This is a genomic window from Mobilitalea sibirica, from assembly GCF_015999265.1.
Taxonomy (GTDB): domain Bacteria; phylum Bacillota; class Clostridia; order Lachnospirales; family Lachnospiraceae; genus Mobilitalea; species Mobilitalea sibirica.
Genome location: NZ_JAEAGR010000011.1, coordinates 105,454 through 126,962 on the forward strand (window position 1 = coordinate 105,454; position 21,509 = coordinate 126,962).

Here is a 21,509-nt window from a genome sequence, read left to right on the forward strand (position 1 = left end):
TAATCGAATCGTTTATAAGGAAAAATTTCGGTAATGGGATAGGATTTCTTTCTATTCTATAGTATAATAATTGGCAATAAGGATATACCATACTAAAAACATAAGCAAAACACATCAAATTGAAAGACCGAATAATGATTAATGGAGAGAGTGATTATGATGCAAATGTATGATTTAATTGATAAGAAGAAAAAGAAAGGCAATTTAACCCGTGAGGAGATTGATTTTATTATAAAGGGATATACGGATGGAACGATTCCGGATTACCAGATGTCAGCTTTTCTGATGGCAGTATGTTTAAATGGAATGAATCAGAAGGAAACTGCAGATCTGACCATAGCGATGGCGAATAGCGGAGACCGAATGGATTTATCAAAGATTACCGGTGTTAAGGTTGACAAACACAGCACCGGTGGTGTAGGTGATAAAACATCCTTGGTTTTAAGTCCCATGGTAGCATCACTGGGTATTCCAGTGGCTAAGATGTCGGGTAGAGGTCTTGGTCATACAGGAGGAACGATTGATAAATTAGAAAGTTTCCCCGGATTTTCCACCTCCTTAACGACGGACCAGTTTATCGCTAATGTTAATAAAATCAAGATGGCTATTGTTGGACAAACGGCAAACCTTGCCCCGGCAGATAAAAAAATATACGCCTTAAGAGATGTTACGGCAACGGTTGACAACATATCATTAATCGCTAGCAGTATCATGAGCAAGAAATTAGCTTCCGGTTCCGATGTAATTGTTTTAGATGTGAAAACCGGTAGTGGGGCATTTATGAAAAGCTATGAGGATTCCCTGGCATTGGCAAAGGAAATGGTGCAAATCGGTACCATAGCCGGCAGAAAAACCTATGCCGTTATCACGGATATGAATCAACCCCTTGGGAACATGGTTGGTAATAACCTCGAAGTAATGGAGGCAATTCATACCTTAAAGGGAGAGGGGCCTGCAGATCTTCTTGAGGTAAGTCTGACCTTAGCTTCCTATATGTTACTGGGAGCAGGAAGGGCTGCTTCGATAGAAGAAGCCAAAGAACTACTTAAAGAAACAATAAGTAGTAAAAAGGCACTTGAAAAGCTGGCGGAATTTATAGAAGGTCAGGGTGGTAATTCGGAGGCAGTTTATAATACAGACCTTCTTGAGAAAGCAAAGATAGTGGAAGAGGTTTATGCACCGGGGGATGGATATGTAACCTATATTCATACGGATGAAGTTGGTATGACTTCCTTACTTCTTGGAGGAGGCAGAGAAACGAAAGATAGTATCATTGATTTAAGTGTGGGAATAAAGATTCATAAAAAATTAGGAGATCCGGTCCTGAAAGGGGAAGCCCTGGCAACTTTGTATGCCAATGATCAAAATAAGCTTAATAGGGCGAAAGCCAGATTATTGGGTGCCTATGTAATTGGTAAGGAACAGCCGGAAGAGAAGCCATATGTATATGCTGTGGTGACAAAGGATGGCGTTCTACAACTGTAGATCACATAAGGTGACAGTATGTCCGTTTCACATATAAATCATTCAGTGAAAACGTACAATTAATATTGTATGAAATATTCAATAATCCCTTTTCTTTTCATAGAATTATATTAGGAATATATTTATTCTCTAAATTCTTTTATGATAAGAAAAGGGGTTATTTTATGTTTAAATACTTACCTCACAGAAAGAAAGGCTGTGCTCTGTGTAATCTTTACAAAACGACGATCATCATTGTTGCAGTCATATTAATATTGAATCTAATCGTTATGAATACCTCCGTATATTTTCGTAAAACGATACAGCTACCTTTTTCTCTACATTTAAATAAACAAGATATCATATTAGCGAAGGGAGAAGAAGCGAAGCTATTCGTTTATGGAATTAATAAACGGGTATCCTATTCATCGACTAATTTTCGTGTAGCTGGAGTTAATTTTAATGGAAGAGTTCATGCTTATCAGACCGGTAAAACCTTCATTCTTGCTAAGGTAGACGGTAAGATATTAAAATGCAGAGTTCGGGTTATTGATATCAATAAGGACCGACTGTCTCTTTATGTGGGTGATGATTATCGATTGAGAATAAAAGGCATCTTTTCCATTCCGGAATGGAAAAGCAGTAATAAGAAGGTGGCAACGGTCAGTATGTTCGGTTATGTGAAAGCAAAAGAAAAGGGTACTACGATAATATCTGCGAAGGTGAAAGGTAAAACGATAAAATGCATTGTAAAAGTAAAATGATTTTCATATTTGAGACAAATTTATCGGAAGGATTGTTCTATTTTTATATGGCATGGATTAAAATATTAATAATAGTATTTTACGGAGTAAAACATGAAAAAAATCAGTGCCATAGTAGTTATATGTTCCATGATTTTAATGTTGTTTTCAAAGGATTTTATTGATGCAAAAATAAAAAACACTTCACCGGACACGAAGGATGAGGTAGTCCCCGTTGCAGCTATGGTGGATGCACAACTTAATATCACTTCCCCATCCGTAGCATTAATTGAAGGTTCTACCGGTACTTTGATTTATGAAAAAGATAAGGATGCGAAGCTTAGACCTGCCAGTATAACAAAAATCATGACACTATTACTAATTTTTGAAGCCCTTGAATCCGGACAGATAAAGTTAATGGATGAAGTATCTGTAACAGAGCATGCCGCTTCTATGGGAGGGTCCCAGGTATACTTAGAACCATACGAAACCCAAAATGTAGATACCTTGATAAAGTGTATCAGTATAGCCAGTGCAAACGATGCCTCTGTTGCCATGGCTGAGCATATTGCCGGGTCTGAAGAGGAGTTTGTAGCCAGGATGAATGAAAGAGCCAAGGAATTGGGAATGAACAATACAAATTTCGTGAATTGCTGTGGACTCGATGAAGATAATCATTATTCTACCGCTTATGATGTAGCATTGATGTCCAGAGAATTAATTACGAGATTTCCTCAGATAAGTAACTATTCCACGGTTTGGATGGATACCTTTGTACATACTACGAAGAAAGGAAAAACAGAATTTGGTTTAACCAATACCAATAAATTGATTAAATCCTATACTGGAATTACCGGTTTGAAGACCGGTTCCACAAGTCTTGCTAAATATTGCTTATCGGCTACCGCCAGAAGAAATAATATGGATTTAATTGCCGTAGTCATGGCTGCGCCGGATACAAAGACCAGATTTCGAGAAGCTGCTAAACTCTTAAACTACGGTTTTGCTAATTATTCCGTATTTGTTGACGATAATACAGATATTACCTTAACGCCTGTCAGAGTGATAAAAGGTGTGCAGGATAACGTTCAGGGAATTGTGGGAGGTAAGTTCTCTTATCTGTGTGGTAATGGTAAATCCTCCTCCAACATTCAAAAGGAAGTAAATCTATTTGAAGAAGTGAAAGCTCCTGTAGCTCCAAATGATAAAATAGGAGAGATTATCTATACCTATGAAGGAGAGAAGATTGGAAGCATTGATATATTAGCTTCCCATGAAGTAAGAAAGGCCGGCTTTAAGGATTGTTTTGTAAAAGCGTTAAAACGGTACTTCTTAGCTAATTAAGGATATGACAATATGAAAACTAATTAAGAAGGCGATTTATGTTATAGTAATTGATGGGCTGTTCCTTTAGATTTCCAATAAATAAGACGGTGCTTAGGTTTCCCACACACACTCGTTTGAGTACACATTTCCTGCTGTGTTAGCCTGTTTCGTACATAAATGTTCGTAACAGTCATAACTATGTAGGAAATCTGTTCACCAAATAGTGTATTAAAGGAAATCCTAAGCACTGTCTTATTTATCGTATGTTATCTTTTGAAACAGCCCAATATTTTATGAAAGTATATGTGAGTATGAATTCATCTTGTATATTGTGAATGAATCACATGGGAAATTAATTGGCATTGTATATCGGAGGATGAATTTACTATTCGTTATTCTCGGTTTTCAATCTATGTTTCGATGTTTTTATAAAGGCCGCATCATAAGTAACTTATTGACACTTCTTTCGCTACCTAGTATAGTATATTATAGCGTAAATACGCAGACGGTGGGGTATTAAATTGACGCTAAAATGAGCTTTGGATGGAACATATCTTACTGAAAGGGGCAAATATGAATTATATCATTATAATATTAGGACTTCTTATCCTTTGGTCCCTGATTGAACAAAAGCTTCTTGTCACCTCGTCCTATGAGCTTACAACAGATAAGTTAGGTGGTAATGAAACGATATCATTTGTTGTACTGGCTGATTTGCATAATCATACCTTTGGTAAAAATAATAACAGATTACTTAATGAAATAGATAGATTATCTCCGGAGTTAATCATAATTGCTGGAGATTTGATTACAAAAAGAATGAAATGCATACCTGGGAATGCCCATAGGTTAGTTGAGGAATTAGCAAAAAAATATAAAATATATTATGCTTATGGGAATCATGAAGAATATTTTGAGGCTCTTTGTGCTTCCGAGGATAAAACAGAAGCCGAATTATATTCTAGCTGGAGAGAATATAAAGAAAGGCTAAATCAGATAGGTGTTATCTTTCTAGATAATAACAGTTGTCTTATTCATAAAAACAACTTAAGATTTCGAATAACCGGACTCACTCTTGGTATTGAGCATTATGAAAAACATAAGAAAGTGGATTTGACGAATGACATTATAGAATCAAAAATCGGAAAGTCCAAGAAGAAACTATATGAAATTCTAATTGCTCATAATCCGGTATTTTTTCAAAGCTATGCCGGGTGGGGTGCAGACTTAACATTGTCAGGTCATGCCCATGGAGGGCTAATTCGATTGCCCTTCCTCGGTGGTTTAATTTCTCCTCAAGTTAAATTCTTTCCGAAATATGACGCCGGATTGTATACTGAGGATAATAAAGTGATGATTTTATCAAGAGGATTGGGTTCCCATTCAGGTATGCTACGGCTGTTTAACCGACCGGAATTAATTCATATAACATTGAAAGGATAAAGAATTACTTACGCATAAAAGTATAATCCTAAAGTTTAAAAGATTTGCTATCATACAGCATTTTTTGATAAAAATGATAAGTAGTACGTACTTATATTAAGTTTGACAAGGAGAGAGGAGTACTATGAGTATACCGGTAAAATTGGAGGCATTTGAAGGTCCGCTGGATCTATTGCTTCATTTAATCGATAAAAATAAAATCAATATCTATGATATACCGATTGTGGTAATTACTGAACAGTATTTAGAGTATATCAAGCAGATGGAAGCAAAGAATCTTGAAATCATGAGTGAATTTCTGGTTATGGCAGCCACCTTAATCAATATCAAGTCTAAAATGTTACTTCCGGTTGAAGTTACAGAAGAAGAGGAGGAGGTTGACCCAAGACAGGAACTGGTGGAACGGCTTCTTGAATATAAAATGTATAAATACATATCGGAAGAATTAAAGGACAAGCAGTTGGATGCATCCAAAGTGATGTTTAAGCCTCCGACCATACCGCCGGAAATTGCTGGCTATAAAGAAGACATTAATGTGGAAGGTTTATTATCTGATTTAACTTTGGCGAAGCTTCATGAGATTTTTAAATCCATCGTAAAAAAACAGGCAGATAAGATTGATCCCATAAGAAGTAAGTTCGGTAAAATTGAAAAAGAAGAAATCAACTTATCTGCAAAGCTGATACAGATACAAGAATACGGCATATTACATAAAATATTTTATTTTCGAAGTTTACTAGAGGCACAGAATACGAAGATGGAGATTATCGTTACTTTTCTAGGTATTCTTGAGTTGATTAAAATCGGAAGGATAAAAATTGAACAGGAAAACAGAACGGATGATATTAAAATAACGTATCTGGCTACAGACATAATACAAATGGAGGAGGTCGGCTTTTAATGGAGATAAAACAGGTAGAAGCCCAAATAGAGGCAATTTTATTTACGATGGGGGAAGCTGTGGAGATCGAACGAATTGCCGGAGCCGTTGACCACGATGAGGAAACCACAAGAAAAATAATACATAATATGATGGATAGATATCAAAGTGAAGAGCGCGGTATCCATATCATTGAACTGGATGGTGCTGTTCAATTATGTACAAAACCAAGTCTTTACGAATCCATTATAAAGATTACTCATATCCCAAAAAAACATGTATTAACGGATGTTTTATTAGAAACCTTATCCATCATAGCTTATAAGCAACCGATTACAAAGCTGCAGATTGAAGCTATTCGTGGAGTGAAATCGGACCATGCCGTGAATAAATTGGTGGAATATAATTTGATCTGTGAAATGGGACGAATGGATGCACCGGGAAGACCGATATTATTTGGTACAACCGAAGAATTCTTACGATGTTTCGGTCTGCAATCTCTGGATTCGCTTCCGGTTATGAATCCTGAGAAAATCGAAGACTTTAAAATAGAAGCAGAAGAAGAGGCACAACTTAAATTGGATATCTAACTCATTAGATGAGATTTTTTAAGAGTAAAAAAATTAAAAGACGGTCATAGGAAACCCCCACTTTATAAATAGTGTATAAGGTGACACCTAGGGTCGTCTTATTCATATTATTTATTTTGTATTTAGCTTTTCTATTAATTATCTATATAATTTGCTCCATATCTTTAAAGCTTCTGTCGGATTGGTTGCAGGAGCCACGATAAAATCATCCATATATTTTGAATCCTTTGGTTGAAAAACAAACATGTCGAAATCTTTCGAGGCGTATAACCTACCATAATTTCGTATGGTTGTTTTACCGTTGAGGCCTTTTTCATAATAGATGATATTTATAACTATGATATCCATATCTAACATTTGCATATAGAATTCATATTCAAATTTATCTATATGAATCGGTATCGCTTCAATGAGAGTACTCCATAAAAATAGTTAATTGTAAAGAAGGGTGAATAATATTTCCCTTTGATTATAAAATTTGTATATCTGAAATTTGGATTTTTAGGATCACCTGAGAATATAGCTGCAGGATAAATATCATCCACCTTTTTCGGGATATAGGATATAATAATCGTAGTAATAATCAATGACATCATCAGGAATAGGATGAAACTGATATACTTCATTATGGATTCCATACGATCCTTCCTTAAATATCTAATATACATATGGATAAAAAAAATCGAATTATGTAATTTGCTTCTATTATAGAAAAGTCATTTCGTGATTGCCATGACATATTTGGAAATGTTTGCTAGTGTGAGATCAATATCTTTATATTAATAGAGAATTCCTAAAAATATACTGTGAGTGGTGAAAGTTAAAGAAATTTAGACTTTTGTCACTTTTTTTGATAAAAACTAGGCTGATTTGCATGTTTTGAGTATGTTTGTTATACTATAATAGAAGTAATCATTGTCACGATTTCGCGAATAAACAGATTAAGCCCCAAAGCAAAGCTTTGTGGCTCGCGTTACACTTATCGATTGGAATAAATAGGTTTTCTCATGCAAGCATGGAAAATCATTGCCGCGTTATCGCGAATAAACAGCGAAGACTCCAAATCCTTCGGATTTGTCGTTCGCGTTACGCTTATCAATAAAAGCTAAGAATTTTCTCGTACGAGCACGTAAAGTCATTGCCGCGTTATCGCGAATAAACAGCGAAGACTCCAAATCCTTCGGATTTGTCGTTCGCGTTACGCTTATTGATAAAAGCTAAGAATTTTCTCGTACGAGCACGTAAAGTCATTGCCGCGTTATCGCGAATAAACAGCGAAGACTCCAAATCCTTCGGATTTGTCGTTCGCGTTACGCTTATCAATAAAACCCTATGAATTTTTTTGTGCGAGCACAAAAATTCATAATGCCGCGATTTCGCGAATAAACAGATTAAGCCCCAAAGCAAAGCTTTGTGGCTCGCGTTACACTTATCGATTGGAATAAATATATTTTCTCATGCAAGCATGGAAAATATATTTTTCCATCGATTAATCTGTTTATTCGCGAAAATAACACTAATACTAAACAAGCAGTTTACAAATGCTAAAAATAATGCTTGCAAGTTTGCATACATTTTTGTATAATAGTCAATGCTGTTATTATTACATAAACAGCTTTTACTTTGAATAGAAAGGTTGTGATGTTAGGGTTGGATAAAAAGCTTACTTTATATGGCTTTAACAACCTCACAAAGACACTTAGCTTTAACATTTATGATGTTTGCTATGCAAAAAGTGAGAGGGAACAAAGAGATTACATTGCTTATATTGATGAGCAGTACAATTCGGAACGTTTAACTAAAATTTTAGTTGATGTTACTGAAATGATAGGTGCACATATTCTTAATATATCGAAACAGGATTACGATCCGCAGGGCGCAAGTGTAAACATATTAATCGCAGAAGGCTCCTTGTCCTCCGGACATATTGATGAATCCTGTAACCAAGGCAAATATTTGATTAACCCAAGAGATTCGGTACATGCCCATCTGGATAAAAGCCATGTAACCGTTCATACCTTTCCTGAGCATCACCCTGATAATTCAATCTCTACTTTCCGGGTTGATATTGATGTATCTACCTGTGGAGAGATTTCACCGCTGAATGCACTGGATTACTTAATCGGAAGCTTTGATTCCGATATTATTACCATAGATTATCGTGTCAGAGGTTTCACCAGAGATCTGCACGGTATGAAATACTTTATTGATCATGATATAACCTCTATTCAGGATTATATTGATGATGTTACCTTAACCAGATATGATGCGATTGATGTTAACGTATATCAATCAAACATTTTTCATACAAAAATGTTGATTAAAGAAATTGAATTACAGCATTATCTATTTAATACAGATGTATACGAATTACCACCGAAGCAAAGACTTGAGATTACAAACAGTCTTCGTAAGGAAATGATAGAGATTTTTAGTGGCATGAATATTTATTAAGATAGGGGAATCACAAATGACATATACACAACAAAATTCACCTATACATGAAGCATTAGTGAAGCATAAAAAGAACCGGGTAGTACATTTTGATGTGCCCGGTCACAAGGGAGGAAGGGGCAACCCTGAGCTCACACAGTTTCTAGGGGCGGAGTGCCTCAAGGTTGATGTAAATTCTATGAAACCCTTGGACAATCTAATCCACCCTACATCAGTTATAAAAGCTGCAGAGGAACTGGCCGCAGAGGCTTTTGGTGCAGAAGCAGCTTTTTTTATGGTCAACGGAACTACTGCGGCAGTACAGGCCATGATTATGTCCAGCTGTAAGGCAGGAGAGAAGATTATTATGCCGAGAAATGTACACAGAAGTGCTATTAATGCGCTTGTTGTATGTGGGGCAATTCCGGTCTATGTAAACCCCGGAGTCAATCGTAATCTTGGAATACCGCTCGGAATGTCGATAGAAGAAATCAAGAAAGCAATTACTGCCAATCCGGACGCAAAGGCTATTTTCGTAAATAATCCGACTTATTATGGGATTTGCTCTAATTTAGAAGAAATTGTATCATTAGCACATGATAATAATATGCGTGTTCTGGTTGATGAAGCCCATGGAGCTCATTTTTACTTTGGTGAAAATTTACCGATTAGCGCTATGGCTGCCGGTGCAGATATGGCTGCGGCAAGTATGCATAAAACAGGGGGCTCCTTAACACAAAGCTCCTTCTTACTGTGCGGTAAGGGCGTGGATCCGGGTTATGTTAGACAGATTATCAATCTTACGCAAACCACCAGCGGCTCTTATTTATTGATGGCTTCTTTAGATATCTCAAGAAAACATATGTATCAGCATGGGAAAGAAATCATAGAGAAAACCATTGATTTATCGGATTATGCAAGAAATGAAATTAATAAATTGGGTGGTTATTATGCATTTTCTACCGAAATAATAAACGGAGATACGATATATAATTTTGACCGTACCAAGCTATCCATCTATACTGGTGATATTGGTCTTGCCGGAATCGAAGTATACGATCTGCTTCAGAGTGAATATGATATCCAAATTGAGTTTGGTGATATTGGTAATATACTGGCTATCATTTCTGCGGGGGATCGGGCTTTTGAAATTGAACGTTTACTATCTTCTTTATCTGAAATTAAAAGACGCTATGGCAAAGATAAGGTAGGTATGCTAAACCATGAATACATTGATCCGGATGTTGTATTAACTCCGCAGACGGCGTTTTATAGTGATAAGAAATCCATATTATTAAAAGATAGTCTTAATCATATAGCCGGTGAATTTGTCATGTGTTATCCTCCGGGAATCCCGATTCTCGCACCGGGCGAACGAATTACCAAGGATATTATTGATTATATTATCTATGCTAAGGAAAAAGGCAGTGTGTTAACCGGACCAAAGGATATGAAAGTGGAATATATCAATATTGTTGATTGATTTTACGAAATGACGTCCATGAACCGGAACGATATATACAACTATAATAAAGCTATACTAAATTGTGAATGAAGCATGTTAATCATTATTTATTTACAAATGATATTTATATTGAATTTGTTGTACAAAGTTTTGTTCCCAAGGAACAGAAACAAATTTGATATAAAATATATGGAAAGGCAGGGTTGATTACTATGGAATTGTGGTTTACGGAACATCATACGGAACATGTTAAATTCTCGATGAAGGTAAAAGAACAGCTGGTAAATAAGCAAAGTGATTTCCAACATATTGCCGTATTGGATACAGAAGAGTTTGGACGGGTATTGACACTAGACGGATACCTTATGGTTACTGAGAAGGATGAGTTTATCTATCATGATATGATTGTTCATGTTCCAATGGCAACCAATTTAAATATCAAAAAGGTTTTAGTGATCGGAGCCGGAGATGGAGGAACCATACGGGAGCTTACCAGATATCCTGGAATTGAACATATTGATATGGTAGAAATTGATCCTATGGTGGTTGAAACCTGTAAAGAATATATACCTCAGACTGCCTGCAGTCTGGAGGATAAAAGGGTTCATATCTATTATGAAGATGGGCTGAAATTTGTTCGGAGAATGAGAGATGAATATGATTTAATCATTGTCGATTCGACCGATCCTTTCGGTCCGGGTGAAGGACTATTCACGAAAGAATTCTATGGTAATTGTTATAATGCTTTGAATGACAAAGGAATACTGGTCAATCAGCATGAAAGCACTTATTATGATGAATATGTGGAAGCCATGAAGAGAGCGCATCAACGTATTAAGGAGACCTTCGCCATAGCTAAGGTATACCAGGCCCATATTCCTACTTATCCCTCCGGGCATTGGTTGTTTGGTTTTGCCTCCAAGCATTATGATCCTGAGAAAGATTTAGATGTGGAACAATGGAATGCGTTGGGTATTAAGACAAAATACTATAATACAAAGCTTCACCTTGGAGCCTTTGCACTACCGAACTATGTAAAGGAGCAGTTGAGTGAATATGAATAGAAACATCCATACATTTATTGCATGTGATCATGAATATGAAGATAGTGACATTGTTTTATTTGGAGCACCCTTTGACGGTACCACATCGTATCGACCAGGTACCAGATTCGCCAGTGCTGCCATCAGAAATGAAAGCTATGGAATAGAAACCTATAGCCCTTATCTGGATATGGATTTATTAGATAAAAAGATATTTGATGCCGGAGATTTGGAGTTCGGCTTTGGTAACACAGAGCGGGTTTTAAACACAATTGAAGATATGACAGCCCAGATTTTAAAGGATAATAAAAAGCCTATCATGATTGGCGGTGAACATTTGGTAACCTTAGGGTGTGTCAGGGCAGCGACAAAGAAATTTCCGGACCTTCATATCCTTCATTTTGATGCTCACGCAGACCTTAGGGATGATTATCTGGGAGAAAAGTTATCCCATGCCAGTGTCATGAGACGTTGTCATGATCTTGTTGGAGACGGTAGGATATATCAATTTGGAATTAGAAGCGGTGATAGGGAAGAATTCTTATGGGCAAAGGAGCATGTATTTATGCAGAAGTTTAACCTTGACCATCTGGACGAGGCTGTGAAAAACTTAAAGGACAAGCCTGTTTATCTGACTATTGATTTAGATGTTTTAGATCCTTCTGTCTTTCCCGGAACAGGAACACCGGAAGCCGGTGGTGTATATTTTCCGGAATTGATAAAAGCTCTTAATCTGGTCTTTGGGTTAAACATTGTAGCGATGGATATGAATGAACTATCACCAGTTTATGACCAAAGCGGTGCATCGACTGCGTTGGCTTGCAAGCTTCTGCGGGAATTACTATTACAGCTATAGTGATTTTGATGATTTAATAATTATTGATTTTTATGGAACATTAATACAAAAGAGACTTTATGATTTGATCATAAGTAAGACAAGGAGGAATTATTATGGGTAGAGCTTTAATTATCGGAGCAGGAGGCGTTGCCAGTGTGGTGGCACATAAATGCTGCCAAAATCCTCAGGTATTTGAAGAGATTTGTATTGCCAGCCGTACATTATCAAAATGTGAAGATTTAAAGGAAAAATTAAAAGGAAGTAAGACGAAGGTTTCTGTTGCTCAGGTAGATGCGGATAAAACAGAAGAAGTGATTGATTTAATAGAGAACTATAAGCCAGATATTGTAATTAATGTAGCATTACCGTATCAGGATCTGACCATTATGGAAGCTTGTTTAGCTACCAAAGTGGATTATCTGGATACTGCTAATTATGAACCGATTGAGACTGCAAAGTTTGAATATAAATGGCAATGGGCTTATAAGGAACTTTTTGAAAAAGCGGGAATTACAGCTGTTCTAGGCTGTGGTTTTGATCCTGGTGTAACCGGAATTTTTTCTGCTCATGCTCTAAAGCATCATTTTGATGAAATTCACACCATTGACATCTTAGATGCCAATGCCGGAGATCACGGCTATCCTTTTGCAACGAATTTTAATCCTGAGATTAATATCCGGGAAGTGACAGCGAACGGAAGCTATTATGAAAACGGTAATTTTGTAGAGACCGAGCCAATGGAGATTAAAAGAGTCTATAATTTCCCGGAAATTGGCGAAAAGGATATGTATCTACTGCATCATGAGGAACTCGAATCCTTAGCTCTTAATATTCCCGGAGTAAAAAGAATCCGCTTCTTTATGACTTTTTCCGAACGCTATCTTACCCACCTTAAGGTATTAGAGAATGTAGGTATGACGTCAATTGAACCGATAGATTATGAAGGTCATAAGATTGTTCCACTACAGTTTTTAAAAGCTGTTCTTCCCGATCCTGCATCCTTAGGACCAAGAACGAAAGGAAAAACCAATATAGGCTGTATCTATACCGGCACAAAAGACGGGAAAGAAAAGAAGTATTATGTATATAACGTATGTGACCACGAAGAGTGCTATAGAGAAGTTGGATCACAGGCTATATCCTATACCACCGGTGTTCCGGCTATGATTGGTGCCATGATGGTAATGACCGGTAAATGGAAGAAACCCGGTGTATTTAACGTTGAAGAATTTGATCCGGATCCTTTTATGGACGCTTTAAACCAATATGGTTTACCCTGGCAGGAAAGCTTTGAACCGGAGATGGTAGACTAATTGGATCGGATGAAGAATAGAATGGAGAAAGCCATGAATATTGACTTTACCAAAGTCGCAACACCATCTTATGTAGTGGATGAAAAACTTTTAATAAAGAACCTGGAAATATTAAAATCTGTTATTGATCAAACCGGTTGTGAGATTTTACTGGCTCAAAAAGCTTATTCCATGTATGAGACCTATCCTTTGATTGGTGAATATATCAGCGGGACAACAGCCAGTTCCTTATTTGAAGCAAAGCTTGGATATGAGGAGATGGGTAAGGAAGTTCATATCTTTTCACCGGCATTTCGTGAGGATGAATTTGATGAGATTATGTTCTTATGTGATCATATAGTATTTAATTCGATCCATCAATGGAATAAATATAAGGATAAGGTAACCTCATTTTATAAGGATAAGCAAACCGGTAAATTAAAAGATAACAATGAAATAAATCATGATAACAACTCTGTACAAAGGGATAAAATCTCCTGTGGACTTAGAATTAACCCGGAGTATTCTGAGATCGAAACAGATATGTATAACCCTTGCTTTGCCAACTCCCGTTTTGGTATTACTCTGGAAAAACTCCAGGGTGCTGATCTGACAGGGATAGAAGGATTACATTTTCATACTATGTGTGAGCAGAATTCAGATGTACTGGAAAGAACCTTACAGGTGGTAGAAGAGAAGTTTGGATCTTATCTAAAGGATATGAAATGGATTAATTTTGGCGGTGGACACCATATCACTAGAGAAAATTATGATATAGATACGTTAGTAAAATGTATTAATCATATGAAAAACACTTACAATTTACAAGTATACCTAGAACCCGGCGAAGCAATTGCTTTAAATGCAGGATTTTTAGTTACCTCCGTACTTGATCTATTAGAAAACGGTATGCAGCTGGCGATAGTAGATACCTCTGCTGCCTGTCATATGCCCGATGTACTCGAGATGCCTTATCGTCCCAATATCATAGATTCAGGAACCTATGGACAATATGAGTTTACCTATCGTCTTGGTGGTCCTACCTGTCTTGCTGGGGATGTGATAGGGGATTATTCCTTTCAGGAACCTTTACAAGTAGGAGACAGGCTGATATTTTGTGATATGGCAATCTATACTATGGTTAAAAACAATACCTTTAATGGAATTAATTTACCCTCTATTTATCTTCATACAAAAGAAGGTGAGATGAAACTAATTAAAGAGTTTCGTTATGAGGATTTTAAAAGGCGTTTATAATTGGTTTAAAATCTAAACGATATACAACCATTCTCAACAGGCTAAAGCTTAACATAAAAAAGGATGAAATCAAGCGACAATACGCTTATTTTCATCCTTTTATATTTTTTGCTTATTCTTCGACTGGTTTATACCAGTTGATTTCACCGGCTTCTAAGGCTTCTTCAAATGTTTCTTTAAGCTTTGGTGCTTTTCCGCCATAACGATAATAAAAGCTGTAAGGATATAACGGTTCAGGGTTTTCAACGATGCTTTCAGTATCAACCGTAGCATCTTCTCCTTCCCGTACTTTTCGTGCAACGATAACCGTACGATAATCCTTCACTTCATAGGAACAGGTAGATAACGTAACAATCTGGTCGTTTTCATTAATATCAACATCATCAATATGATAGATAGAGCGAATACGAAGCTGATAGATAAAGTTTAAGAAATCCGAAGAATTCTTAAATTCGGAGCGGGTATAATTAAAAAGTTCTTCTTTTTTGGTACTACCATTAGTAATCACGTATGCGAATATTTTCCATTCACCGGTATGATAGATAGTATCAAAAGTAAATACTGGATTCTCCTTTATAAATTCTAGTTTTTTATATTTTAATAAATGATGAAACATGTCATTGGAAGAGGTCATGTTATGTCCATGTATTACGAGATTTTGAGAATTTTTCTCGACAGAGGATTTGTAATCTAAAAATAAGCTTCCAGCCTTAAGATACCTTCCATCCCAGCCTTTATCCAGATAATACTCCGGTTCTCCGTTACTGGATTGCATAACAGGATAATCTATATTAGTACCGGGAACATTAATCCAGCCCTTGATATCGGAATTCTCATCAAGTAATGGCTTAAAACTTATCAAACGACCATATTGGTCCCGATTTGGATCGGAGGTAGGGGTAGCATTTTTTGTAGACGTTTTATTAGTATCAGATGAACTTTCCTCGGACAAATCATCCTTAGAATCATTTTGATCTGAAATAGCAGGTGTGATTGCTAACGTTGGAGTAGGATCCGGTCTTTTATATAAACTCCTAGCTTCTTCTGCCAATTTATTCGACCGATAGGGTTGTACAAATACTTCATTAATAAATAGCGCAGCAAATACTATAAATCCCAAGGTAAAGGCTATGCGAAGAATTTTAAATATGTCGATTTTCTTTTTAATATCTTTAGAAGTTTGCGTGTCTGTGATATCGTCCGAAGCTTCTTGGTCCAGAATTGATTGATCTATAGTTTTCTGATCCGTTGTTACTTGATCCTTATGTTCTTCTTGAATTATGTACTCATCGTTGATCATGTTTTCGTCATATGGATCAGGAGTGTTATTTTCATTTACAATTTCGGAACTGTCTTCGTTTGCTATGCTTTGTGAAGCTTGCTCAATTCCTTTTGAAATTTCAGTGATGGTTTCTTTTTCTGAATCGTTGTGATCTACCTCATGAGAAGATTGATTTGCATCATTTAATTCTTTATCATTGCTGCCATTAATTATGTTCTTATCCTCAGACATTTTAATTCCCCTTCTCGTTATCGTTTTCAGTAATTTTATTATACATCCATAAGATATTAGAGTAAAGATGTTTTTAGCCTTATAAAATTACTGCAAGGTTAGGTTTCATTTTATATATTAATAATGAAAAATATGAATAATCTGGCTCATTTAAAATAAATTTAAATGAAGGAAAAGTATGGGATGATGTATGTGAAAAGAAAATACGGCGCAGTAATTCCTTGCCTTGCATTATTAATCCTGTTTTCAACAGTTAATTATAATAGTCTAAAGATTTATTATGATGAAGTGTTAGAAAATCCGGGATTAATGATCGAAGACTTTGAAGAAGAATTAAAAAAAGAAAATATCCGTGCCCAGGAAAATGAGCAAAAATATCAGAATATGATTGACCCTCCTGAAAACAGTGAAGCAAGGGAACCGACTGCTGAGGAAAATGATGTAGTGAAGGATCTGAATTTACGTTCCCTATCAGCCTTACTTATGGATGCTGATAATAACCGGGTTTTATATGAAGAAAATGGATATAATGAGATGGCGATGGCAAGTACTACTAAGATTATGACCTGTATTGTTACCTTGGAAAACGGTAATCTGTCGGATGAAGTTACGGTATCTGCATATGCAGCTAAGATGCCGGATGTCCAGCTAAACATTCGTGCAGGAGAAAAATATTATCTTAAAGATCTGCTTTATTCACTTATGCTGGAAAGTCATAATGATGTTGCTGTAGCGATTGCAGAGCATGTAGGCGGTTCGATAGAAGGATTTGCTACAATGATGAATGATAAAGCAAGATCCTTAGATTGTAATAATACGAACTTTGTTACGCCAAATGGTCTGGATGCAGAAGGGCATTATACAACAGCTAGAGATCTTGCCATAATTGCAAGCTATGCTATAAAGAATAAGGACTTTATTGATATAACCAATACGCCTTCTTATCAATTTAAAGAGATAACCAAAGGTAGAGGCTTCTCGGTCTCTAATAAAAATCGTTTTCTATATATGATGGACGGAGCCATAGGAGTAAAAACAGGGTTTACCGGACGGGCAGGGTATTGTTTTGTAGGTGCAATAAAAAAACCGGATAAAACCTTAATATCCGTTGTTCTTGGTTGCGGCTGGCCTCCAAACAGAAGCCTTAAATGGTCTGAAACAAAGAAGCTTATGTCATATGGAATTAACAATTATGAAAAAAGACAGATATTCGAGAATGTAACTTTGGATCCAGTCTATGTAGATGACGGTCAGGTGAAATTTGAAAACCTAAGTCTAGAAGGAGATCTGTCCTTACTTATGAGAAAAGATGAAAAAGTTCATATCGAATACGATATACCGGATAAGCTACTGGCACCGGTAGAAGCAAATCAAATAGTTGGGTATGCCACTTATTATATTGACGGAAAGCCTTATGAAAAAATCCCAATCTATACGACCGAAGCAATCAAAAAGATTGACTATCCGTTTTGTTTAAAAAAATTACTTGGTTTATGGAGTTTACAGTATTAATAGGATTATGGTGTCAAAAGCCCAGTATAATCTAATACGTAATTTTGCACAATTTTAGTTTTGAATTCTTTATATAAACATAGTTTGTTAGCAACACGCTCTCGCTTGGATGAAGTACGTAGTGGTACATAAGACTGCAAAACACGCAGTCTAAATACCAACGACTTCATACAGTTGCTCATTAAACTATGTTTGTATAACGCTGAATTAAGAATGTATATGTCAAATTAACGAGATATAAAAATCAAAATCCTATGATTTAACGATAAAATTACAATTTTCGTGATTTGAATCAAGGAATCTCTAGTAAGACATGGTTATAATACACATTGAATGAAGAAACTATATAAATAGATAGAACACATATTTTGGAGGAAATTATATGGGAAAGAAAATAACAGATAAAGTAACTTGGGTAGGTAAAATCGACTGGGAACTAAAACAATTTCATGGTAATGAATATTCTACTACGAAGGGTTCATCCTATAATTCTTATTTGATACGGGATAAAAAGACTGTTCTAATTGATACAGTATGGCAGCCCTATGATAAAGAATTTGTAAAACGCTTAAAAGAAGAAATAGATTTAAAGGAAATCGATTATATTATAGCCAATCACAGTGAAATTGATCATAGCGGTGCTTTACCGGAATTAATGAGAGAAATACCTGGAACTCCAATCTACTGTACCGCAAACGGAGCAAAAATACTGAAGGGACATTATCATGAGGATTGGAATTTTGTAACCGTAAAAACCGGTGACACATTGGACATTGGAGAAAGTACGCTTACCTTTGTTGAAGCGCCTATGCTTCACTGGCCGGATTCCATGCTGACCTATATGTCCGGCGATAATATTTTGTTTAGCAATGATGCCTTTGGACAGCATTATGCAACGGAATCTTTATACAATGATATGGTAGATCCTTGTGAGCTTAATGCGGAGGCATTAAAATACTATGCCAATATTTTAACCCCTTTTAGCAGGTTTGTTACGAAAAAAATCAAGGAGGTTCTCGATTTTAATTTACCTCTTAATTTAATCTGCACCAGTCACGGTGTTATTTGGAAGAACAATCCGACTCAGATCATAGAAAAGTATCTGGAATGGGCAGATAATTATCAGGAAAATCAAATCACAATTATTTATGATACCATGTGGAATGCCACCAGAAAAATGGCAGAAGCTATCGCGACTGGCATTGTAATGAAAGATCCTACTGTAACGGTTAAACTGATGAATTCATCCAAAGAAGACAAAAATGATATCCTAACAGAAGTATTTAAATCCAAAGGAATTCTAATAGGTTCACCTACAGTGAATAACGGTTATCTGCACTCCATAGCAGGTCTTCTGGAAATGATGAAGGGTTTAAAGTTCAAAAAAAAATATGCCGGAGCTTTTGGAAGCTATGGCTGGAGCGGTGAGGCAGTAAAGTTAATAGGTGAGGAATTACAAAAAGCAGGTTTTGAATTAGTAAAAGATAACCATAGAAGCTTATGGGTGCCGGATGATACGGAAATTGAAGTGTTAAAAGAGTATGGTAGCAACATAGCAGAGCAGTTTCAATATCGAGTAGAAAAAAATAATAATTGATAACAAAAAATCTAGTGCAAAAAAATATTTAAAATTTTTTTAAATAAGTGAAACCTTTTTGCCACTTAAATCGTTTAATTGGTAGTGGAAAAAATATGTATCAATTAAAGGAAGTGGTAAAAATGAAGAAACTGGTACTTAAATATCGTATCAGTAAATTTAAATGCTTTGCAAACGGGCTTTTATTTGCAGGTATTACATTAATTGCATTAATCTTATGTGTTTCTGATTTGACAAACAATACGTCATCCAAACATGCTATGTTTCCATTTATGATAGCCATTATCAGTCTGTTAATGGGGTTTGTTACAATGTTTTATCATAGAAAACAACCAAGAACCAGGTAAGGTAAGAATTGATTTATCATCGAAACTAATAGATCTTAGGGCTGTCGCATAAATTGTGTTATATGAGAAAGCGGGGTATGGGTCCCCTTTAATACACTATTTGGTGAACAACTTTTATAAATTGTTTGACTGTTACGTACATTCATGTACGTAAAACCAGGCAGACAATTTATGAAAGTTGTACTCCAACGAGTGTGTGTGGGAACCCATACCCCGCTTTCTCATTAATACATCATTAGTGCGACAGCTTAATGCTAAAAGTTTACTCTTGGAATTCAAAATAACGCATGCTATTGTGATAAGATATATCCTGAACTATCTTTCCAAGAATTTTCATATCTTTTGGATATTCACCGTTTTCCACCCATTTACCAATAAGATCGCATAGAATTCGTCTGAAATACTCATGACGGGTGTAGGATAGAAAACTTCTGGAATCCGTTAACATACCCACAAAGTTACTTAGTAGGCTGAGACTGGCTAAAGTTATCATATGGTCAGTCATTCCCGCCTTATGATCATTAAACCACCAGGCAGAACCATGTTGTATTTTTCCGATAGCAGAAGAATCTTCAAAACATCCCATTACCGTATCGATTGCTGCATTGTCTGTAGGATTTAAAGAGTAAAGGATGGTTTTAGGCAACTGATCCGTAACATCTAGGGCATTTAAAAAATCAGCCAGACTTGCTGAGGAGGTATTGCTGTCATCAATGCAATCAAAACCGGTATTTATTCCGATTTTTTTATAATAACGGGTATTGTTATCTCTTTTCACACCATAATGTAACTGCATAACCCAATTTAGTCTATGATATTCTTTACCGACATAAAGCAGAAAGGCTGTCTTAAATTGTAATTCCTCTTGTCGGGTTGGAAGCTGACCCTGTAATCGTTTCTTCATTATTATCTCTATCTCATCCTCAGTAGCAGGAGAGTACATAACAAATTCCATACCATGATCCGATATCTTACATCCCATAGAATCAAAGTATTCAATTCTGTTTTTTATCGCAGCACATAAGGATTTAAAATCCGTAATTTCCACCTTGCTGATCGCGGATAACTTATCTAGGTAGGTTAAAAATCCGGCTTTTTCAATGTTCATTGCTTCATCCGGACGAAAGGCCGGGAGAACCGTAGCCGGAAAGGTCTCATCTTCTGCAATGGCTTTGTGATATTCTAAAGTATCAATCGGGTCATCGGTGGTACATAAAACCTTTACATTCGAATTAATAATAAGTTTCTTTGCGCTCATGTCCGGACTTTTTAATTTCTCATTACAAAGATTCCATACTTCCTCAGCAGTCTCACTGTTAAGCGAATTCTGATATCCAAAATATCTTTGTAGCTCCAGATGGCTCCAATGGTATAAGGGATTTCCTATGGCACGTTCCAGTGTCTGGGCCCATTTCTGAAATTTCTCCCGATCTGTCGCCTCTCCCGTTATATAGCGTTCCTCAACTCCGTTTGCGCGCATCAGACGCCATTTATAATGATCAGCTCCGAGCCAGAGCTGTGTAATATTCTCAAATCGGATATCTTCAGCAATTTCTTTCGGTATGATATGGCAATGATAATCAATAATCGGCATCTGTTTCGCATAACTATGATATAGTTGTTTGGCTGTTTCTGTGGACAGTAAAAAATCCTTGTCCATAAATGATGTCATAGGAATACCTCCGTTAAATAAAATTTTGATTAATTATAAAGCGGGGAGGATAAGAAGTCAAGCCACTGTACGATATGATATCGCTGAATATTTG

Annotated in this window: 18 protein-coding genes; 15 read left to right on the plus strand and 3 right to left on the minus strand. The window is 36.2% G+C overall.

What is annotated here, in order from left to right; translation table 11 throughout:
• The first annotated feature begins 159 nt into the window (after positions 1–159).
• The 6 genes from I5677_RS11275 (at position 160) to scpB (ending at position 6,446) form a co-directional block, all read left to right on the plus strand.
• Entirely contained in the window at positions 160–1,485 is a 1,326-nt protein-coding gene (locus I5677_RS11275; protein ID WP_197661718.1) for a pyrimidine-nucleoside phosphorylase, read from the plus strand.
• Positions 1,486–1,649: 164 nt separating this feature from the next.
• Positions 1,650–2,228, plus strand: coding sequence for an Ig-like domain-containing protein (locus I5677_RS11280; protein WP_197661691.1), 579 nt, complete (start codon positions 1,650–1,652; stop codon positions 2,226–2,228).
• A 93-nt stretch (positions 2,229–2,321) separates the two neighbouring features.
• Positions 2,322–3,551, plus strand: coding sequence for a D-alanyl-D-alanine carboxypeptidase family protein (locus tag I5677_RS11285; protein WP_197661692.1), 1,230 nt, complete (start codon positions 2,322–2,324; stop codon positions 3,549–3,551).
• A gap of 555 nt (positions 3,552–4,106) precedes the next feature.
• A complete protein-coding gene (locus tag I5677_RS11290; RefSeq protein ID WP_197661693.1) occupies positions 4,107–4,976 on the plus strand; it encodes a metallophosphoesterase in 870 nt (289 codons plus the stop codon).
• Positions 4,977–5,100: 124 nt separating this feature from the next.
• Positions 5,101–5,877 (plus strand): segregation and condensation protein A, encoded by a 777-nt coding sequence (locus I5677_RS11295; protein ID WP_197661694.1) that lies wholly within the window; start codon positions 5,101–5,103, stop codon positions 5,875–5,877.
• Complete coding sequence (scpB, locus tag I5677_RS11300) at positions 5,877–6,446, plus strand: SMC-Scp complex subunit ScpB (RefSeq protein ID WP_197661695.1); 570 nt, start codon at positions 5,877–5,879, stop codon at positions 6,444–6,446. Before I5677_RS11295 ends, scpB begins: the two co-directional genes overlap by 1 nt.
• Positions 6,447–6,584: 138 nt before the next feature.
• Here scpB and I5677_RS11305 read toward each other — a convergent pair whose 3' ends face one another.
• Complete coding sequence (locus tag I5677_RS11305; protein WP_197661696.1) at positions 6,585–6,803, minus strand: hypothetical protein; 219 nt, start codon at positions 6,801–6,803, stop codon at positions 6,585–6,587.
• A 1,293-nt stretch (positions 6,804–8,096) separates the two neighbouring features.
• Between I5677_RS11305 and speD the strand changes: the two genes are divergently transcribed.
• From speD to nspC, 6 genes are all read left to right on the plus strand, one after another.
• A complete protein-coding gene (gene speD / locus I5677_RS11310) occupies positions 8,097–8,900 on the plus strand; it encodes an adenosylmethionine decarboxylase (protein WP_334298799.1) in 804 nt (267 codons plus the stop codon).
• 16 nt (positions 8,901–8,916) lie between these two features.
• Complete coding sequence (locus I5677_RS11315; RefSeq protein ID WP_197661697.1) at positions 8,917–10,362, plus strand: aminotransferase class I/II-fold pyridoxal phosphate-dependent enzyme; 1,446 nt, start codon at positions 8,917–8,919, stop codon at positions 10,360–10,362.
• Between the two features lie 194 nt (positions 10,363–10,556).
• Positions 10,557–11,408, plus strand: coding sequence for a polyamine aminopropyltransferase (gene speE, locus I5677_RS11320; protein WP_197661698.1), 852 nt, complete (start codon positions 10,557–10,559; stop codon positions 11,406–11,408).
• Positions 11,401–12,243 carry an agmatinase gene (speB, locus tag I5677_RS11325; protein ID WP_197661699.1) on the plus strand — a complete coding sequence of 281 codons (843 nt, stop codon included), beginning with the start codon at positions 11,401–11,403 and terminating at the stop codon, positions 12,241–12,243. The genes speE and speB overlap by 8 nt, the downstream gene beginning before the upstream one ends.
• A gap of 95 nt (positions 12,244–12,338) precedes the next feature.
• Entirely contained in the window at positions 12,339–13,538 is a 1,200-nt protein-coding gene (locus I5677_RS11330; protein ID WP_197661700.1) for a saccharopine dehydrogenase family protein, read from the plus strand.
• 9 nt (positions 13,539–13,547) lie between these two features.
• Positions 13,548–14,774 (plus strand): carboxynorspermidine decarboxylase, encoded by a 1,227-nt coding sequence (nspC, locus tag I5677_RS11335; protein ID WP_243456574.1) that lies wholly within the window; start codon positions 13,548–13,550, stop codon positions 14,772–14,774.
• 112 nt (positions 14,775–14,886) lie between these two features.
• Here nspC and I5677_RS11340 read toward each other — a convergent pair whose 3' ends face one another.
• Complete coding sequence (locus I5677_RS11340; protein ID WP_197661701.1) at positions 14,887–16,287, minus strand: class B sortase; 1,401 nt, start codon at positions 16,285–16,287, stop codon at positions 14,887–14,889.
• 165 nt (positions 16,288–16,452) lie between these two features.
• Here I5677_RS11340 and I5677_RS11345 point away from each other — a divergent pair, with 165 nt between their 5' ends.
• The 3 genes from I5677_RS11345 to I5677_RS11355 all read left to right on the plus strand — a co-directional run bounded on the left by I5677_RS11345 (position 16,453) and on the right by I5677_RS11355 (position 19,743).
• A complete protein-coding gene (locus I5677_RS11345; protein WP_243456575.1) occupies positions 16,453–17,799 on the plus strand; it encodes a D-alanyl-D-alanine carboxypeptidase family protein in 1,347 nt (448 codons plus the stop codon).
• A gap of 382 nt (positions 17,800–18,181) precedes the next feature.
• A complete protein-coding gene (locus I5677_RS11350; protein WP_197661702.1) occupies positions 18,182–19,396 on the plus strand; it encodes an anaerobic nitric oxide reductase flavorubredoxin in 1,215 nt (404 codons plus the stop codon).
• Between the two features lie 95 nt (positions 19,397–19,491).
• Positions 19,492–19,743 carry a hypothetical protein gene (locus I5677_RS11355; protein ID WP_197661703.1) on the plus strand — a complete coding sequence of 84 codons (252 nt, stop codon included), beginning with the start codon at positions 19,492–19,494 and terminating at the stop codon, positions 19,741–19,743.
• A 262-nt stretch (positions 19,744–20,005) separates the two neighbouring features.
• Here I5677_RS11355 and uxaC read toward each other — a convergent pair whose 3' ends face one another.
• Positions 20,006–21,415, minus strand: coding sequence for a glucuronate isomerase (uxaC, locus tag I5677_RS11360; protein WP_197661704.1), 1,410 nt, complete (start codon positions 21,413–21,415; stop codon positions 20,006–20,008).
• Between the last annotated feature and the right edge of the window lie 94 nt (positions 21,416–21,509).

Coding starts and splice junctions, on each gene's coding strand:
- I5677_RS11275 (WP_197661718.1), top strand. CDS start 160: ATGCAAATGTATGATTTAATTGATAAGAAGAAAAAGAAAGGCAATTTA.
- I5677_RS11280 (WP_197661691.1), top strand. CDS start 1,650: ATGTTTAAATACTTACCTCACAGAAAGAAAGGCTGTGCTCTGTGTAAT.
- I5677_RS11285 (WP_197661692.1), top strand. CDS start 2,322: ATGAAAAAAATCAGTGCCATAGTAGTTATATGTTCCATGATTTTAATG.
- I5677_RS11290 (WP_197661693.1), top strand. CDS start 4,107: ATGAATTATATCATTATAATATTAGGACTTCTTATCCTTTGGTCCCTG.
- I5677_RS11295 (WP_197661694.1), top strand. CDS start 5,101: ATGAGTATACCGGTAAAATTGGAGGCATTTGAAGGTCCGCTGGATCTA.
- scpB (WP_197661695.1), top strand. CDS start 5,877: ATGGAGATAAAACAGGTAGAAGCCCAAATAGAGGCAATTTTATTTACG.
- I5677_RS11305 (WP_197661696.1), bottom strand. CDS start 6,803: ATGTTAGATATGGATATCATAGTTATAAATATCATCTATTATGAAAAA.
- I5677_RS11315 (WP_197661697.1), top strand. CDS start 8,917: ATGACATATACACAACAAAATTCACCTATACATGAAGCATTAGTGAAG.
- speE (WP_197661698.1), top strand. CDS start 10,557: ATGGAATTGTGGTTTACGGAACATCATACGGAACATGTTAAATTCTCG.
- speB (WP_197661699.1), top strand. CDS start 11,401: ATGAATAGAAACATCCATACATTTATTGCATGTGATCATGAATATGAA.
- I5677_RS11330 (WP_197661700.1), top strand. CDS start 12,339: ATGGGTAGAGCTTTAATTATCGGAGCAGGAGGCGTTGCCAGTGTGGTG.
- nspC (WP_243456574.1), top strand. CDS start 13,548: ATGAAGAATAGAATGGAGAAAGCCATGAATATTGACTTTACCAAAGTC.
- I5677_RS11340 (WP_197661701.1), bottom strand. CDS start 16,287: ATGTCTGAGGATAAGAACATAATTAATGGCAGCAATGATAAAGAATTA.
- I5677_RS11345 (WP_243456575.1), top strand. CDS start 16,453: ATGAAGGAAAAGTATGGGATGATGTATGTGAAAAGAAAATACGGCGCA.
- I5677_RS11350 (WP_197661702.1), top strand. CDS start 18,182: ATGGGAAAGAAAATAACAGATAAAGTAACTTGGGTAGGTAAAATCGAC.
- I5677_RS11355 (WP_197661703.1), top strand. CDS start 19,492: ATGTATCAATTAAAGGAAGTGGTAAAAATGAAGAAACTGGTACTTAAA.
- uxaC (WP_197661704.1), bottom strand. CDS start 21,415: ATGACATCATTTATGGACAAGGATTTTTTACTGTCCACAGAAACAGCC.